Source organism: Enterobacter cloacae complex sp. FDA-CDC-AR_0164, from assembly GCF_003071645.1.
In the GTDB taxonomy this organism is placed as follows: domain Bacteria; phylum Pseudomonadota; class Gammaproteobacteria; order Enterobacterales; family Enterobacteriaceae; genus Enterobacter; species Enterobacter ludwigii.
Genome location: NZ_CP028950.1, coordinates 2,973,591 through 2,990,531, shown reverse-complemented (window position 1 = coordinate 2,990,531; position 16,941 = coordinate 2,973,591). Strand labels below are relative to the sequence as shown.

General features: G+C 46.9%; 15 protein-coding genes and 3 pseudogenes. 7 read left to right on the top strand and 11 right to left on the bottom strand.

Translation table 11 applies throughout. The features are described from left to right. Positions 1-133: 133 nt before the first annotated feature. Both AM410_RS14680 and AM410_RS14675 read right to left on the bottom strand, forming a co-directional pair. A complete protein-coding gene (locus tag AM410_RS14680; protein WP_045143231.1) occupies positions 134-1,081 on the bottom strand; it encodes a hypothetical protein in 948 nt (315 codons plus the stop codon). Next, positions 1,078-2,181 carry a hypothetical protein gene (locus tag AM410_RS14675; protein ID WP_181010274.1) on the bottom strand — a complete coding sequence of 368 codons (1,104 nt, stop codon included), beginning with the start codon at positions 2,179-2,181 and terminating at the stop codon, positions 1,078-1,080. Before AM410_RS14675 ends, AM410_RS14680 begins: the two co-directional genes overlap by 4 nt. Positions 2,182-2,496: 315 nt before the next feature. Between AM410_RS14675 and AM410_RS14670 the strand changes: the two genes are divergently transcribed. After that, positions 2,497-3,111 carry a recombinase family protein gene (locus AM410_RS14670; RefSeq protein ID WP_045143235.1) on the top strand — a complete coding sequence of 205 codons (615 nt, stop codon included), beginning with the start codon at positions 2,497-2,499 and terminating at the stop codon, positions 3,109-3,111. 129 nt (positions 3,112-3,240) lie between these two features. Here the strand turns inward: AM410_RS14670 and AM410_RS14665 are convergent, their stop codons facing one another. Genes AM410_RS14665 through AM410_RS24150 form a run of 3 tightly spaced genes read right to left on the bottom strand, consistent with a single transcriptional unit; the run spans position 3,241 to position 7,132 of the window. After that, entirely contained in the window at positions 3,241-5,445 is a 2,205-nt protein-coding gene (locus AM410_RS14665) for a peptidase domain-containing ABC transporter (RefSeq protein WP_045143230.1), read from the bottom strand. Then, positions 5,445-6,698: an HlyD family secretion protein gene (locus AM410_RS14660; protein WP_045143229.1), complete on the bottom strand. Its 1,254-nt coding sequence runs from the start codon at positions 6,696-6,698 to the stop codon at positions 5,445-5,447. The genes AM410_RS14665 and AM410_RS14660 overlap by 1 nt, the downstream gene beginning before the upstream one ends. Before the next feature lie 2 nt (positions 6,699-6,700). Beyond that, entirely contained in the window at positions 6,701-7,132 is a 432-nt protein-coding gene (locus AM410_RS24150; RefSeq protein WP_227542186.1) for a CPBP family intramembrane glutamic endopeptidase, read from the bottom strand. Between the two features lie 235 nt (positions 7,133-7,367). Here AM410_RS24150 and AM410_RS23915 point away from each other — a divergent pair, with 235 nt between their 5' ends. Then, positions 7,368-7,619 (top strand): hypothetical protein, encoded by a 252-nt coding sequence (locus tag AM410_RS23915; protein ID WP_154820316.1) that lies wholly within the window; start codon positions 7,368-7,370, stop codon positions 7,617-7,619. On the opposite strand, the gene AM410_RS14645 is transcribed toward AM410_RS23915, so the two are convergent. From AM410_RS14645 to AM410_RS14635, 3 genes and pseudogenes are all read right to left on the bottom strand, one after another. Continuing rightward, positions 7,584-7,946 (bottom strand): hypothetical protein, encoded by a 363-nt coding sequence (locus tag AM410_RS14645; protein ID WP_072048459.1) that lies wholly within the window; start codon positions 7,944-7,946, stop codon positions 7,584-7,586. The genes AM410_RS23915 and AM410_RS14645 overlap by 36 nt on opposite strands. 130 nt (positions 7,947-8,076) lie before the next feature. Further along, positions 8,077-8,205 (bottom strand): annotated as a pseudogene (locus tag AM410_RS24145) (recombinase family protein); the annotation flags it as partial. A 485-nt stretch (positions 8,206-8,690) separates the two neighbouring features. Continuing rightward, positions 8,691-9,131: pseudogene (locus AM410_RS14635) on the bottom strand (YagK/YfjJ domain-containing protein); the annotation flags it as partial. Between the two features lie 707 nt (positions 9,132-9,838). Here AM410_RS14635 and AM410_RS14630 point away from each other — a divergent pair. Next, positions 9,839-10,432 carry a hypothetical protein gene (locus AM410_RS14630; protein ID WP_045143046.1) on the top strand — a complete coding sequence of 198 codons (594 nt, stop codon included), beginning with the start codon at positions 9,839-9,841 and terminating at the stop codon, positions 10,430-10,432. A 2-nt stretch (positions 10,433-10,434) separates the two neighbouring features. Here AM410_RS14630 and AM410_RS14625 read toward each other — a convergent pair whose 3' ends face one another. Beyond that, positions 10,435-10,713, bottom strand: coding sequence for a YkgJ family cysteine cluster protein (locus AM410_RS14625; protein ID WP_072048460.1), 279 nt, complete (start codon positions 10,711-10,713; stop codon positions 10,435-10,437). Between the two features lie 235 nt (positions 10,714-10,948). On the opposite strand from AM410_RS14625, the gene AM410_RS14620 reads away from it, so the two are divergent. Continuing rightward, a complete protein-coding gene (locus AM410_RS14620; RefSeq protein WP_045143047.1) occupies positions 10,949-12,040 on the top strand; it encodes a DUF4236 domain-containing protein in 1,092 nt (363 codons plus the stop codon). 35 nt (positions 12,041-12,075) lie between these two features. Here the strand turns inward: AM410_RS14620 and AM410_RS23910 are convergent. Continuing rightward, positions 12,076-12,159 (bottom strand): annotated as a pseudogene (locus AM410_RS23910) (YkgJ family cysteine cluster protein); the annotation flags it as partial. Between the two features lie 164 nt (positions 12,160-12,323). Here AM410_RS23910 and yeiP point away from each other — a divergent pair. Further along, a complete protein-coding gene (gene yeiP / locus AM410_RS14615) occupies positions 12,324-12,896 on the top strand; it encodes an elongation factor P-like protein YeiP (RefSeq protein ID WP_008500940.1) in 573 nt (190 codons plus the stop codon). 43 nt (positions 12,897-12,939) lie between these two features. Here the strand turns inward: yeiP and uxuA are convergent, their stop codons facing one another. Beyond that, positions 12,940-14,130, bottom strand: coding sequence for a mannonate dehydratase (gene uxuA / locus AM410_RS14610; protein WP_108648009.1), 1,191 nt, complete (start codon positions 14,128-14,130; stop codon positions 12,940-12,942). Positions 14,131-14,334: 204 nt separating this feature from the next. Between uxuA and AM410_RS14605 the strand changes: the two genes are divergently transcribed. Further along, positions 14,335-15,801, top strand: coding sequence for a mannitol dehydrogenase family protein (locus tag AM410_RS14605; protein WP_108648007.1), 1,467 nt, complete (start codon positions 14,335-14,337; stop codon positions 15,799-15,801). A gap of 123 nt (positions 15,802-15,924) precedes the next feature. Continuing rightward, entirely contained in the window at positions 15,925-16,911 is a 987-nt protein-coding gene (locus AM410_RS14600) for a CobW family GTP-binding protein (protein ID WP_059306572.1), read from the top strand. Positions 16,912-16,941: the final 30 nt, after the last annotated feature.

The following is a 16,941-nucleotide window of genomic DNA, read 5'->3' as shown; positions in this document are numbered from 1 at the left end:
GGTATGTATTTGCTTCTGATCTGACTAACCATTAACAAGTTTCTTGCACATCTACAGCAATGTAACTGGAACAAGTTTACGGGACATTTTGTGTCACGAGAGTCATACTTAACACTAAGATTACGCTTCTCTATTAGTCAAACCATGACTTGAACGTGTACTTGTCCCGCGCTTCCTGCTCTGACATCCCTGTGTAAGCAAAGAACTTTTTAAAGTCTGGTTTCTTAATTGGTTCTATACACTTCAAAAACGCCGCTTGTTTGTTCTCATAAGTCGGCACACCTCCCCATTCCCTGACTCGACTTAACTCAATGTTGCTTTCTGCGATAGCAGGAAACTCAGAAAGAAAGTGATAAAGTTCAACGATTACATGATCTATCAGCGCGATAGAGGTTTCAGTGATGTCAATGAAGCCCCCACAAAGTTTTTTTCCAAGCGTCTGTTGGACATGTTCGAGCGTCAGAATGTCACCATACATCGAAATCTTATCTTTAACTTGTTCGTTCAACTCGTTTCTGTATCTGAGTAAACCCATTGCCTCGTTGTAGTTTCCGAACAAAGCCCCTACTCTGACACTGTTTCGCCAGGTTCCCCTTAGCTCTTCAGATGACGGGGCTCTAATCTTCATTCGTAAAATACGATGCTTAATTTTCCATACGACTGACTCATACAGTTTTTTGTTCGCGGTCGGTATTGGACGTATAAAATACAAGCTGTTTGTACTAAATGTTACATCATCAAACTTAGTGATTATCGTTGTAAAAGCACCAGCCCTTACAAGTGGCTCATCACTGTCTATCTTAAGGTAATTGGTTTTGATGGCAACTAGGTTACTCAGGCAATCTTGTGCTAGCGCTACAGCTTGTATGGAAGTAATCAGATTATCTCTAGCGATTTTTTGTTGCTCTTGTCTTTTGTTGATATAGACCGCTGACACCCCTCCCAGAAAGGCTGAAGCAAATGCCATCGTAACAGGGAAGATGTAATCTTTCACATAATCTGTTGTTGGTCGTAATGACTCAATGGCTTTAGATATATCGCTGGTGTGCTGGTTTAGAATTAGCCAGTCAGTGAATGTCATGATTTATCCACCGTGTACTCGTAATGCATTTTCTCCTCAGACCCTATTTTGAAATCAGGATTTGCTTGCATAATGAAACACCACAAACCAAGAGCCTTACCTTTGTAATCCTTGGGAATCTCAACAGAGAATACGTCAGGGTCAGCTTTCGGAGTTATAGCAGTCACTTCTTGCTCATATACGGTATGCTCGTTGTATGCTTCAGTTATCATCGAACTGAGGCTACCAAACATGGCAAAACCGTTGCGTTCAAAGTCCTCTAATGATTCAGGGTTAAACGTGAAGCGCACGCTGTGAAGTTTCCCGTTTTCATCCATTTCTCCCTCTGGTTCGCCACATTCCCAGCGACCAAACCGCATCAGGTAGAAAGCAATATTCTTCTCATCGTGATCTTCAATCTCTTTCCCGGCACAGTACATCTTCACGTCACCGCAAATGAAACTTGCACGATTTTCTTCATCGACAGAGGCATCTTTACTATTGTCAGCTACCAGTTCGAAAACAAGAGGGGGCTTAGTCCCGACGTTCACGTCACCGAGCATCGCCATTTCATTGTTTGCAAGTGAATGTATCGGTGTTGTTTCGTACTTGTGTTTCAGTTCAATAAATGAATTCACAGGCAGCAATGTCCACATCCTGAGACAACGGTAATAGATTGCAAAATACAATGGAACACCATTTAGCTCACTATAGCGTTGAAGTTTTGCTACGTAGTCCTTTCTCAGTAGGTATGTTGATGTTGGGTTTGGGACACTAGTATTTTTCACCTCAACGAATATCTGCCGACCGTCCTTCAGGACGAGTCTATAGTCAGGTAGTAAAATATCAGCATCATCAGAAATGACGTCACCAGTGTCTTCAGTTTTTATCAGGCGACACCCTTGTAGTCCGGCGGCAACTTGACCAAAACACGCTTCCATGCGTTTCCCGTGAAGTAGTATCTGATTTTCCTGTGAAGCTTTGAGCGATTCGCCAAACTGTTCAAGAAATTTTTCAGTGTCCTCTGGTGATTTTAGTTTGTAGTCATGTTCACGGCTAAATGCTGTAAATACTTCCAGAGCTTCAAATTTTCCAGGATTTCTTACGAGGCGTTTCATCATTTGATGTTCTGTGTTTTTAGGAGGTTACCTAAAATTACACCTGAACAATGATGATGCGCAACAACACTTACAAGGAAGCCCATATAGGGGCGCGATTGGAGAATGAATTTAGCCTAGATTTTTTGACTACCCTGTTTTGTACCATCAAGCCCCCAAATATCCGCAAGGGAAATTGCTGATAAGATATCTCTTTTGGGTATACCTGATTAAGACCATGATACAAAGTCTCAATAGGGTTAAATTAAACTCTATTGACAGCATAACGACGTGATGTATCATATGGGTATCAACTCGATATTCAAAAGAGAATTCATAATGAATATCCGAATCTACTGCCGTGCATCTATTGAAGGCCAACATGCTGATCGTGCATTAGTAAGCTTGCGCGAATTTGCGCAAAGCAAAAACTGGTCGGTTGCCGGAGAATACATTGAGAATGCAAGTGGTGCGAAGCTGGAACGTATGGAACTGATGCGCCTACTTGCGGAAGCACAGCCTGGCGATTTGCTTCTAATTGAAGCGATTGACCGTCTCAGTCGTCTTCAACATGAAGAATGGGCTGAACTCAAAGCTACGTTGAACAGTAAAGGGCTGGTGATCGTATCAATGGACTTACCGACGAGTTGGCAGATGGTTGAAATGTCCGGTAACGACCTTACCAGCGGCATTCTTCGGGCAGTCAACTCTATGCTGATCGATATCCTTGCGACAATGGCACGACAAGATTATGAAACCCGCCGTAAACGCCAGGCACAGGGGATCGAGAGAGCAAAACAGGCAGGTTTATATACGGGGAAAGAAAAAGATATGGAAGCCCGTGAGACTGTTCGCGAAATGCTGGCCCAGAACGTTAAACCAGCCCACATCATGAAAGCGGCAGATATCAGCCGTGCCACCTTCTACCGAATCAAGAAGGAGTTAGTAAGCTAATTATATTAGAATTACATCGGAAGAATGCTCTCGGATATGACCGCCCGCCTTGAGTAAGGTGCAGACATTGCATACTATCTTTTGGTCATTCAAGTGTAAATATCCCGCTGAATATAGCATATTTGATAGTCAGGTCTCCTTAACCACATTATCATCATTGGCTTCATAAGCTGTATAATCATTATCCCCTGTGTACTGGCATTTCTGTTCTTCCAAATATCCATCTGCGAGATACAGAATCCGGTCTGCAGAGGCAATGGTTTCCGGGCGATGGGCAACCAGCAGGACAGGTAGCCCCAACTGGCGTAGTGTCTGGCTTATCTGGATTTCACTCTCAACATCAAGGTGGCTGGTCGCTTCGTCCAGTAATAAAAACCCCGGTTGTTTGTACAACGCTCTTGCCAGCAAAATACGTTGCTTTTGCCCTCCGGAGAGTCCACCACCGGTTTCACCGATTAATGTCTGATATCCCATTGGCATTGCCATGATATCAGTGTCAATCAGCGCAAGACGGGCACACTGGATCATTCTTTCCTGATTGCGGTCTTCGCTGAAGAAAATGATGTTATCTGCAATGGATCCCCTGAAAAGGTGATCATCCTGCAATACGGTACCAATCCGACGTCGTACCTGAAAATAATCGGGGTGCGTTTGCGGTATGCCAAATGTTCTGATTGTCCCTTCATCAGGAATATGAATCCCCAGGATAAGTTTCACCAGCGTCGATTTTCCGCACCCAGATTTACCCGTAATGGCCACCACTTCACCCGGCTGCAGCGCCAGTGAAATTCCGCGAAGTATCGGTTTGTTCCCGCCCTTGTGGCTGAATAAGATGTGCTCGATAGATAACGGGGGATGAGCTTCCGGATTCCCACTGACTACGGAGGTAATGACAGAAGTACTGACGTCTTCATGAACGGGCCGTTGCTGATGCCCTTCTGTTTGGGTTAGCACAATGTCAGCCAGACGCTCATTATAAACAGCAAGCATTCGCCACGAAAAAAACTTGTCAGTAAGGCTGCTAATACTTGAAGAAAAACGCATCTGATAAGACAAGTAGGCAACCAGCATACCGACGGTAAAGGTGCCATTCAGCACTTCACCGGCACCTTTCCACAAAATAACCGCCGATACCACACTGCCGGTCAGGGTGTGCGCAATGTCATAGCACATCAGCAGACGACTCTGGCGCAACTGCGTATTTCTCCGGGTGACGTTAAGATTCAGCCAAGCGGCTTCCCGAAATGCAGTCACACCGTTTATTCTCAGGCTCAGGATCCCGTTAAGGGTTTCAAGAAAATATCCTGATTCCCTGGCCCCAGCATCCCAGACGTCTTCTGCAGACTGTCGAAGAGACGGATACCAGAGCGCTCTCAGCACGCCGTAAATGACTGCTGCCAGTACCGCTATCAGCGTCATTTCAGGACTGTATAACAACATCATGCAGAGCGCAGTCACCACAAGCAGCACATCCAGAATGCCTTCAAGTACCTGCGTGGTCAGCGCCTGCTGGATGGTGTCTACCGCATCAAAACGCGCGTTAATACTCCCCTTACTGCGTGCATCGTACCAGGAGAGAGGGAGACGAACCAGATGATGGAACACCCGGGCAGTCCACTGCATATTAAAATTAACGGACAAGGTAATACTGGCCCACTGACGGGCCAACGACAGCAGCATCTGGGTAAGTGACAGCAGTAATAGGGCGATGATAATAACGGTCAACAGGCTTCGATCGGCGGCGACCAGGACTTCATCGATAACCAGCTGGTTGAGAAGAGGACTTCCTAATGTCAGTATCTCCAGCGCCAGGGCAAAAACGATGATGCGGGACATTGCCGCCAGTAGGCCGGGTGTTTTTCCTGTCAGCTGGCGTAGACGAATTTTCTTTCTTTCATCACTTGCAGTGAAATCGCTTGCCGGCATTAGCTCCAGCGCGACGCCGGTGAAGTGCTTCCCTGCGTCCGTCAGGGAAATTGTCACCTTCCCCTTATCGGGATCATGTATAACCAGCCTGCTCCCACGAACCTTATGAAGTACAACGAAATGATTCATGTTCCAGTGGAGAATACAGGGTAGAGAAAGAGACTTCAGGTCTTCCGGCTCCAGCCTGACGGCGCGGGAAGACAAACGGATACCGGCAGCACATTCAATCAGCCTCTGCAGGGTCATTCCCTGAGTACTGATACTGAAGCGTTCACGAAGGGTGGGAAGATCCGTCTGCAGACCGTGCCAGCTGGCCATCATTGCCAGACACGCCAGGCCACACTCCGCTGACTCTGTCTGGCGGATGAGGGGAAGCTGTCTTCTCCCTGTCCAGTTCAATGCTCCCATTACAGTTTTCCTTTCAGGCTCCAGAGCGGTTCTGTCAGCCACTCCCACAAATGACGTGTATCCAGGCTGACATCCCCTTCGAGGGTCATACCGGGACGAAGAGGTTCTTTTTTGCCATAAGCCAGAATAAAAGTATTCTCAGGTTCGACAATCACACGGTAGTGCCCTTCATTCTCCCTCCAGGTGACAGGGGATACGGAGAGTAAATCTGACGGCGTCAGCGTTGTACGGCTTATCTCACGAATAGTCCCGTACTGAACACCAAACTTCTGATAGGGGAAAGCAGCGAACCTGAGTGCAACACGTTGCCCCGGCTGGACAAATCCGGCGTTCTGACTGGTGGCATAGAGTTCTATCTGCAGACGCGCATTGTCGGGGACCAGCGTCATGACAGGTTCAGATGCTCTGACCGACTGCCCCTGCCTGACCAGCACGGCGGCAACGGTTCCGGATACCGGAGCGGTGAGCGTAAAATGCTCCTGTCCGGCCAGTTCGCCCTGCTGCTGTCTTATCCCCTGTAACTGCCTGTCCAGTTCAGCTTTCCGGCTTTCGCCCTGAACGATGAGATGGATAAGGTCGTCTTCAGCGGCCTCCATTGCTGTGCGTAATTGCAGAAGCCCCTGACGTTGATCCTCAACATTTTGCTGTGCCGTGGAGACGTCAATCTGCTTCTGCTGGTATTCGATATCTGAAACGTAATGCGTACCGGCAAGTTTTTTATAACGCTCCATGACGGACACGGCCAGCGCAACCTGATGCCCGGCAAGCGACAGGCGCTGCTCTGCACTTTTAATCTGAGGTTTCAGGGAGGCAATTCGCTGTTTTATGGCGTGCTGCTGCTGACTGTTGTCACGCATTTCGAGAGCCTGTTGAGAAGACAGCATGGCATACTGAGTTCTCAGGGACATGCCCATGGCAGCCAGCGTACCTGTGCCCTGTTCGTTATAATGCTCGCCGCTGATATGGTAAACGGGCTCACCTGCGATGACATGCTGACCTTCTGAAACAGTCTGTCGGGTGACGTATCCGGCATATTGAGGTGTTATTTTCACCAGTCCTGATGAAGGCATAACGATGCCTGTAAGATGTGCCTTACGGGTATAACTATCAAAATAAATAAATAATGCGATGCTCAAAACCAGGAATATTGTTGTAAGGGCGTATACTGTCATGCCGAATGATGTGGGTAAGACAATATCTCCGTACCCAGTATCACTGTGATGATTTAAAGCTTCTTCCCTGAATATACTCATAGTTATAAAACACTCTGAATATTTAATAATATAACAAATGCATTCATACTTGAATGTATTAATATAGGGTAGAAAAGAGATCTACTTTTTATTTTAACAGCAAATAATAACATCGATACAACAAAAAGAATCATCTGATCCAGCATATTGTAATACTGCCCATGCATTAGACAAAAAAACAAAGAAGTTATTACACACGGAATGACCAGGTTTTTTCTGTAAATTGAGCATGCAACCTCGAAGGCACAGCCTCTGTAGATGATCTCCTCATAATAGGGAACTACTAATGTCATTACTATAACCGTTATCCAGTTTATCTGTGATGGTTCGTAATGGTATAAATAGTTTCTGTAGCAATAAACAGTAAGTTGTATAAAAATAATTATGAGGAATGAAAATACTGAAAATTTAACTGAAGCCGGACTTCCACTCATTTTTATTATACATCCAGGAATCTTTTTCAGATAAAAAAAATAAACGAAAGTTGAAATTAGAATTTCGGTAATAAATATAATAGTAAAAGCAGTATCCAGTCCGACATAGCGCAGCATAAAAGCCGGGGATAGGGTTACAACGGTTGATATAACAACCACTATAAGAAAAACGATAGCACTTTGTTTACTATATATAACTTGGCCCGTACGCTCATTCATTACAAGGCGTCACTTTATGAAAGTTTTTATTTTTGCTAAAATCATATCTGTAAATTTAGCAGTGGAAAACAGAGTAATCAATGTAATTACTATCTTTGAAAACTCCTCAGGTAAGGAAAACCAGGATAGGTCAATAATGGAGGAGCCACTTAATAGCGCAAAACCCAGTAATAAACTTAATATAAAAGACAATATTTTAATAACCATTGCAGCATCCTCCGTTGATACTTACTTATCGGCTACAAGTACCGCCGATGTCACCTCCTGAACAATGACTGGAACCGGCTGTATTTCCTCCCCCGTTACCATTTCCACCACCGGAGAGACACTGGCCGGTAACTGCTCCACCAATAGTTCCTCTTGCCATTCCAACAAGGCCACCTTTGATTGCACCACCGACCATCCCACTAAACACAGCATCACCACACCTAGATGTGTCCGGATCACTGTAAATATGTGTCGGTGCATTCCGTCCCAGCGTGTTACGTGCTCCAGTTTCAGAGTGACTGTTGAAGTTATGTTCATGGTCACCAGAGTTTCCACCACCGCTAACTAGTTCTATTTCACTTAAAGTTAATTCTTTGATATTTGACATAAAAATCCCTCTTTTACATTTTAACATAAAGTGCGATTGCACTATCACACGACAGAAATGTATGGATAAAGTGAATTTATGTAAATAAATGTAAACGCAACCTATTGACTGATTGAATTGAGTTTGCTTTTTATTGCTTATTGATTTTATTCACTGGCATATCTCGATAAGATGCTTGTATCCGACAGGCCTGTGAAGAGCTGTAGCCAGTTGCTTCAGCTGTTTCCCGGATATTCAAGTTTTATACTTGTTGATAGTATCGGGGTCTGAAGTTCAACCGTACGCTAAGTACGTTTTTTGAAGGGTATCAAGTTAAATATCCAAATCAGACTGATTGAAACTCATCATCCCCCTCCTTTACTTCGTTTAGATCAACTAAAAAGACAAGACCTCGAGCGAAGCGAGTTTCGTCAAGCGAAGCGAAGACGGATAGCTAAGCTGGTTAAAAAGCATACGGATATGTCTACTTTTCTCTATATATAAAATATAAAAATATAATAGTAGACATTAGACACTCACTACGTTCGAGTCCCTCGCTTCGCTCGGAATTTTGAAGAAATGTATGAATCTATAAGCAAAGCAACTATCGTTGAACTATCAAGCAACTGACCGAAGCCAAAGTTAATCAGGTTCAAATCATGCCTTAAAACGCTCTGAGCTAAGCTGTAATCGATTTTTATGATATTGGTAATACAATTGCATGCCTTGTAAAGAAAAACGCTCTACGGGCTTCCTGTGCGATATTTACGAATTCAGTGCTTTACTACTCAATTTTGATGTTGAATACAAGCGCGTTCCCTTCCCTGTTTGCGACTTCCCTCGTTCTTTTGCCAGATAAGAAAGCCAGAATACCGGGTCATCAAGTGATTCATGAGCATCTCCATGAATGACGTAGTGCTCGGGATAGTCTTTAGTGGCTTTAGACAAGTTTACCAGCGTTGCTTTACCACCTGTCAGTTTCATCCAGATTTCCGTAATAATACCAGCGATCCCTCTTTCAGGAGTTCCAAACCACCTTACCGAACGATGTGGAAGTGCAATCCAGCAATGGTAATGGGGCTGTGAAGCCTTTTCCTGTTCGCAAACCCAACCGTAAGCAAAATCGATAATAGGTTCCGATAAACCGTTGTTCCCTGACTCCAGGCGGGCACGTAATCGTTTGAACAGTTTGCGTATGTATTCGTTAGAGCGAAAAGGTTGAGCCAATCGAAGACTGTATCCTCTTTGAAATTGGGGAGCACAGCAATGAAACGATACAGGAAAACCAATGTGTGAGATCTGGAAGGATGATGAATCACGAACGAAGAACATTACAGCTTTAAACAAATACAATTAACGTATATTCAGATCACTGTCTTTTACCTTACCAAATCTACCGACCTAATTATTACCGACGAGTCGCGTAGCGACGAAGTTTCACGAGGCGAAGCCGAAGTGACACACAGCATTTTTGAATGTTAACAGTAGGACTATCACTTGTTCGCTTCGCTCACTGCGTGATACTTCGTCGCTACGCGACTCGTAGTAGTTATATTATGTTATTAAAAGTTCTGATTAGGCTGATCCCTGTCATCCGTTCGCTACGCTCACGTCTGAACTCGCTTCGCTCGAGTTCTTTCAGAATTATTGCTTGGGTATGATTTCAACGAGGCGCAGCCGAAGTTGCTATATATTATAATGCAAAATTAAAACATTAAAAAACAATAACATACAAAAATAGATGTCCTTTGCATGTCTCATTCAAGGGTTTTAACGCAAATAAAAAAACATATATATCAATAAGTTATAAATGCATGTCTTTATATGTCACGACTTATGGGACATACAAATTTTGATTGTCCGTGAAAGATGATAAATAATGGCATCAACAACAAATCCAAGTGGATGTAACCATGAAATTGTACTTTACAATCTTTCCCAAAAGAACAGAAAGCGAATCTTATTTTCTTCGCGATTCCAACGTAAAACTGAACCGGGTTGACAATAAAGAAGTTGATTTACATCTCGATTTTGAGCGTTCTTTCTCAACCATAGCCCAAAGACGGGGACTCGATAAAAGCGAAGTAGATCGAGTTAGAAAGATTAAACAACGTCTTCCTCAGCACAAACACATAGGCGTTGCTCGCCTGAGCATAACTATATTAAAAAATCGCCAATCAGCGTTGTGTTATCTTTTCGTCTGTGAAGGCAACGTAGCATACCTGTCAGCACCTGAAATGGTTTTCTGTGGCGATTCTATGTTCATAAGCTCAACAAAAAGATGCTCGGTTTATGAAACGACCTACAAGGCCACCAAACCCGATTCGAAGCATAGTTACGTTAACTTGCGTTTTGATTCTGAATATAAACTTGTCACGAAAAGACGTGGGCCATCGAAGATTGAGAAATCGTCGCTAACTGCAGCTTCCGACGCCTCCTTATTAGAGGAAGTTAAAACTTTGCGCAAAGAAAATGAGAGGTTAAAAAAACAAAACAATGTCACATAAAATTATAGGTGGACGCCGTTCTCATCCGAAGGCGCTGTTGCCTCTTCCAACTGTATAAGGTAAATCATAGCCTCATCGCGGTTCGTAGCACACATTTCTATTGATGGTTTAAGACTAATGCATATTTTTGGGCGTAGGGGCGACCCAAAGATGCTACACAGGTTATCTTCAGATAACTGAACACATCTTACATTAGCAGGCTTACCCTGCGACATTCCTGGGATTGGGCTTGAAATCGATGGGGCAGTACAACAAGCCCCACAATCGGTACGACATTTCATTACTGATTCCTTGCTCATCGTCCATTGGTCATTGACAGTAACAGAATGTCTTACTGGCTGATAGTTTGCCGTATATGTCCACATTTTAAAGTAATGTGACTATTCATTTTCAATGTATTGAAAATATGGGAATAGAAGCATAAATACCCCCATATGCTTTTCTTAACCTCTTCATTTTTTCAGTGTAAAATCTTGCTCAGATGCATTTTCATGCAACTTATTACAAGGAGTTACTATGAGCTTTTATGTTAAGAAGAGCATTCGCGTTGGACCGATGAGATTCAACCTATCCAAATCAGGAGTCGGTGCATCTATTGGTATAAAAGGGCTGAGGTTTGGTACTGGCCCAAGAGGAAATTACATCCACATCGGCGCTGGCGGGGTCTATTATCGTGCTTCGCTTTCACCAAGCCTGGTCCCACAGAACAGAAAGAAGGTTCAACATTTACCAGACGACTCCCCAATAGAACATGCCACTACACATGCACCTCTTGAGGAAATCGAGTCATCCCATATCTCGGAAATCGTTGATTCAAGTTCCCGAGAACTACTTGAAGAGTTGAACAACAAACGTAAGAAGTCACAAATATGGCCCTTGGTCATGTGCCTTTCGATTGCGCTGTTACTTTACGGTTTTTCACAGGCATGGCCTGAGTGGTGCATCGCTATAGGATTTATCGCAGGGGTAGCAATCTCTGTTTTTGCTTACATGTACGATCAGCTAAGAAAGACTACTGTGCTTTTTTATGACTTTGATGATCAAATGATGGCATGTTACCAGCAACTTCATGATAGTGGAGCAAAGCTCGCAAGCTGCTCAAAAGTATGGCATATAGAGGCTTCTGGAGCCGTTTATGACCCCAAGTATCATGCCGGAGCTGGTAACTTACTACGCAGAAAAGTAACCTCTATCAGCAAATCAAAGCCTCCCTTTGTTAAAACAAATATTGAGACGATTGCTATCAATGTCGGTCGCCAAACATTACATTTTTTTCCAGACAGAGTACTCGTTTATGACCGTGAAGGTGTAGGCGCTGTTGGTTATAACCAGCTATTCGTTAATGTTGGTGATAGCCGATTCATTGAAAGCGAAGGTGTACCTGGAGATGCCATAGTCGTTGGCAGGACATGGAAGTATGTGAACAAGTCTGGAGGCCCAGACAGAAGATTTAAAGACAATTCAGAACTTCCTATATGTCTGTATGAAAACCTTTCGTTTACAAGTCATTCTGGACTAAATGAGTTATTACAACTGTCTAAAACTGGCTATGGAGAAAGCTTTTCACATTCAATCGAAACTCTTAGCAAAAAAGTCATTTCTGCTTAGCTTTGTCATTTTTATACTGCGAATAATTGACCATTAGGCTTGCCGTCCGGCATGCCAGGAATGGGGCTTGAAATGGACGGTGCGGTACAACACGCGCCACAATCGGGACGACAATCCATACAGGCTCTCTTTCGCTGAAGAACGCCCGCGCAGTCGGGCATTGCGCGCACAGTAACACCTTTTGTGTATTGATAGCAAAAGCCACGAATTCCGCTTGCCTGAAAGGCCGAGCACGAGTAATTTGGCGCGATATTTTTTACCACCCGTAAACAGGATTACTGCAATGCCAAGAGCGAACGAAATTAAGAAAGGTATGGTACTGAATTACAACGGCAAGCTGCTGATTGTGAAAGATATCGATATTCAGGCCCCGAGCGCCCGTGGTGCAGCAACGCTGTACAAAATGCGTTTCGCCGATGTGCGTACCGGTCTGAAAGTGGAAGAACGTTTTAAAGGTGACGATATCGTTGATACCGTGACCCTGACCCGCCGCTATGTTGATTTTTCCTACATTGATGGCAACGAATACGTGTTCATGGATAAAGAAGATTACACCCCGTATATCTTCACCAAAGATCAGATTGAAGAAGAACTCCTCTTCATTCCTGAAGGCGGGATGCCTGACATGCAGGTTCTGACCTGGGATGGCGTGCTGCTGGCGCTGGAGCTGCCACAGACCGTGGATCTGGAAATCGTGGAAACGGCTCCGGGCATCAAAGGTGCATCCGCAAGTGCCCGCAACAAACCAGCAACCCTGACGACCGGTCTGGTGGTGCAGGTGCCAGAATACCTCTCCGCGGGCGAGAAAATCCGCATCCATATTGAAGAAAAACGCTATATGGGTCGCGCAGACTAATGCGCTATTCGCCCGGTGGCACAACGCCACCGGGCAACAGACGTTACAGCAGTTCCGGGTATTTCGTCATCTTCAGCGCCAGCTCAACGCCCCGCACTTCCGCCATGCCTTTCAGACGACCAATCGCCGAATAACCTGGGTTCGTTTTCTTACGCAGATCGTCCAGCATCTGGTGACCATGATCGGGACGGAACGGGATAGGACGAACGTCACCCGCGTGCTTACGACGTACCTCTTCCGCCAGAATCGCATCCACTACCGCGACCATATTCACATCGCCGCCCAGGTGCGCTGCTTCATGGAAGGTTTTTGGATTATCCTCACGACAGGTCGCACGCAGATGCGTGAAGTGAATACGATCGCCGAAGGTTTCAATCATCTGCACCAGATCGTTATCCGCACGCACGCCATAAGAGCCGGTACACATGGTGAATCCGTTATAGATACTGTCCACGGTCTCTTTCAGCCACTGCATATCTTCAATCGTGGACACGATTCGCGGTAAACCGAGAATAGGACGCGGAGGATCGTCCGGGTGCACGGCCAGGCGTACGCCCGTTTCTTCCGCTACCGGTACGATAGCGCGCAGGAAAAACGCCATGTTTTCACGCAGCTGGTTTTTATCGATATTCCCGTATTCCGCCAGACGCGCGCGGAACTGATCCAGCGTATAGCCCTCTTCAGCGCCCGGCAGGCCAGCAATAATATTGCGGGTCAGCTTTTCAATCTCGGCGTCACTGGCTGCGTTAAACCACGCGAGCGCCTGCTGCTGCTCTTCAGCCGTGTAATCGGCTTCTGCACCAGGACGTTTCAGGATGTGCAGCTCAAATGCGGCAAAGGCAATCTGATCGAAACGTAATGCTTTTGAGCCGTCCGGCAACGTGTACTCAAGATCGGTGCGCGTCCAGTCAAGAATGGGCATGAAGTTATAGCAAACAGTATCAATACCGCAGGCCGCCAGGTGACGAATGCTCTGCTGGTAGTTGGCAATCCAGGTCTGATAATCACCTGAATGGGTTTTGATATCTTCGTGAACCGGGATGCTTTCCACCACAGACCAGGTCAGGCCTTTTTCCGCCAGCAGCGCCTGACGCTTTTTGATTTCTTCAATCGGCCATACCTGACCATTAGGAATGTGATGCAGCGCCGTCACGACACCCGTTGCGCCAGCCTGACGCACATCATCAAGAGAAACCGGATCGTTCGGCCCGTACCAACGCCAGGTCTGTTCCATTGCCTCACCTCTAAAGTTGTTATACCAATATGGATGACTACGATGACGACTACCATACATGTTTGCCGTAAAGGGTCAACACACCGCCACACATTGATTGATCAAACTCACACTTCGGGGATATTTACGGCTCACCAATTTAATTTGCTGTCATATAACTTTACACTGGCGTTGTTAATTAATGGTTAATCAGGTGTGTATTTCATGAAGACAATTGCCTCCACCTCGCTTCCTGCCCATGTCCAGCTCCCTCGCTACGATCGTAAGCAGTTACGCTCTCGCATCGTCCATTTTGGCTTCGGCGCATTTCACCGCGCGCATCAGGCCTTGTTAACAAACCGGGTGCTGAATGAGAAAGGCGGCGACTGGGGTATTTGTGAGATTAGCCTCTTCAGCGGCGACGTGCTGATGAGCCAGTTGCGCGCACAGGATCATCTCTTCACCGTGCTGGAAAAAGGGGCGGAGGGAAACCAGCCGATTATCGTCGGTGCCGTCCATGAATGTCTGAACGCAAAACTGGATTCTCTGCCTGCCATCATTGAGAAATTTTGTGAACCTCAGGTCGCCATTGTGTCGCTCACCATCACAGAGAAAGGTTATTGCATCGATCCCGCCACCGGTAATCTGGATTTGCACAACTCCCGGATCGTTCACGATCTGGAGAACCCGTCTGAACCGCACTCCGCGCCCGGGATCCTGGTCGAGGCGCTCCACCGCCGCCGTGAACGCGGCTTGTCCGCTTTTACCGTCCTCTCCTGCGACAACATCCCTGATAACGGCCATGTGGTGAAAAACGCGGTACTGGGGATGGCCCAGAAACGCGACCCGGCGCTGGCAGAGTGGATTGATTCACATGTGAGCTTTCCGGGGACCATGGTCGACCGAATTGTCCCTGCCGCGACCGAGGCGTCGCTGGCAGAAATCACGCAAGAGCTTGGAGTAGAAGATCCTTGTGCTGTCAGCTGCGAACCGTTTATTCAGTGGGTAGTGGAAGATAACTTTGTTGCCGGACGCCCGGCATGGGAAGTGGCTGGTGTACAAATGGTGCAGGACGTTCTGCCGTGGGAACAGATGAAATTGCGCATGCTCAACGGCAGCCACTCTTTCCTCGCGTATCTGGGCTACCTCGCCGGGTATGCGCACATCAACGAATGTATGGAAGACACCGCGTTTCGCGAAGCCGCACGTCGGTTAATGCTAAATGAGCAGGCTCCTACGCTGCGTATTAAGGATGTCGACCTCACGGCTTATGCCGATAGCCTGCTTGAACGCTTTGCCAATCCGGCACTGCAGCACCGGACCTGGCAAATTGCGATGGACGGAAGCCAGAAATTGCCGCAACGCATGCTGGATGGGATCCGCATCCATCTTGAACGTAAAACCGCGTGGCCGCTGCTGGCCCTGGGCGTTGCAGGCTGGATCCGCTACGTCAGCGGTACCGACGAGCGTGGCGACGCGATTGATGTGCGCGATCCGCTGAGTGATAAAATCCGCACCCTTGTTGCAGCCAGCAGCGACGCTGAGCGCGTCAACGCCCTGCTGGGGCTGAGTGAAATCTTTGGTCACGATCTCGCACAAAATAGCCTATTCGTGGAGGCCATCAGCCAGGCCTATCAGCGCATCGCCCGCCATGGCGCGCGTCAGGCTGTTATCGAAACGTTAAATATTTAGCGATTATTGCGCTTAAGGCGAACGGCGATTGCCTCCGTTCGCCCTCCCCCTTCTCATTGCGCCCGTTTTTCGCCAGGATGATGGATAATTGTTATAGCATCACAATTATCGACTGGAGCGCACGTGACCAAAACCAACCTCATTACCGGTTTTCTCGGCAGCGGTAAAACCACCTCAATTCTCCACCTGCTGGCCAATAAGGATCCGGCAGAAAAATGGGCCGTCCTGGTCAATGAATTTGGCGAAGTGGGTATTGATGGCGCATTACTGGCAGACAGCGGCGCGATGATCAAAGAGATCCCCGGTGGCTGCATGTGCTGCGTAAATGGTCTGCCGATGCAGGTCGGGCTGAATACGCTGCTGCGTCAGGGCAAACCAGACCGTCTGCTGATTGAACCGACCGGGCTGGGTCATCCGAAGCAAATTCTCGATTTACTGACCGCGCCGGTCTACGAGCCGTGGATCGATCTGCGTGCCACGCTGTGCCTGCTGGACCCCCGTCAGCTGCTGGATGAAAAAGCCGTGACCAACGAGAACTTCCGCGACCAGCTCGCCTCGGCAGATATTATCGTCGCCAATAAAGAGGATCGCGCAACGGCGGAAAGCCAGTCCGCACTGGAGACATGGTGGCAGCACTTCGGTGGCAACCGTCAGCGGGTGCAGACCACCCAGGGGAAAATTGATAACGCCCTGCTTGACCTGCCTCGTCTGAACCTGGCGGCGCTCCCGGCAAGCGCGGAACACGCCCACAGCCATCCGCAAAAACAGGGTCTGGCTGCCCTGAGTCTGCCGGAACACCAGCGCTGGCGTCGTAACCTTAACAGCGGCCAGGGCTATCAGGCCTGCGGATGGATTTTCGATGCGGATACCGTTTTCGATACCATCGGCGTACTCGAATGGGCCAGACTGGCTCCGGTCGATCGTGTTAAAGGGATCATGCGCACCCCGGACGGGCTGGTGCGGATCAACCGTCAGGGCGAAGATTTCTTTATCGAAACGCAAAATGTGGCGCCACCTGATAGCCGAATAGAGTTAATTAGTGCGGTTAACGCCGACTGGAATGCCCTGCAGTCCAGCCTGTTGAAGCTTCGTTTAAGTTTGGGCGGCTAACGTTGCCCCAGATTTCACTCTATGCTGAAT